The 416-nt window shown below is 50.2% G+C and carries 1 protein-coding gene; it reads right to left on the reverse strand.

The features are described 5' to 3' along the window. A partial coding sequence (locus WCE05_RS26210; RefSeq protein WP_368816867.1) for a substrate-binding domain-containing protein occupies nt 1-416 on the reverse strand: 416 nt, incomplete at both ends.

A 416-nucleotide genomic window follows, 5' to 3' on the forward strand; every position in this document is an offset into this window, starting at 1 on the left:
TCAACACACTGAATAAAAGTGTGCATCGCCGGACTAACCGCTTTTCCGGCATGGTGAGCGCACATTGCCGTAATGGTCTGCGTCTGTTCGCCAAAAGGCAATTCGATTAATTCGCCACTCGCAAGTTCATTTCCCACTGCAAAGCGCGGCAGGTAACTGACCCCGATATTTGCCGCGACACAACGCTTGATGCTTTCGATACTTATAAGCTCAATGGTGTTTTCCACCGTGATCCGCCGCTGGCGCAGCGTGCTCTCAAATATCTGCCGGAAGACACATTGTGGTTCGTTGATAATAAAGCTACAGGCGTTATGTCTTCCCGGCTCAGTAAAATCGATATCTGCAATTTGCGGTGAAGCCACCAGCACCAGCGGTTGTTCACCCAACTCTCGTCGGTTCAGAACATCATCATTCCC

Origin of the sequence: Pseudomonas sp. I2, assembly GCF_040984075.1 — a bacterium.
GTDB classification, from domain to species: domain Bacteria; phylum Pseudomonadota; class Gammaproteobacteria; order Pseudomonadales; family Pseudomonadaceae; genus Aquipseudomonas; species Aquipseudomonas guariconensis_B.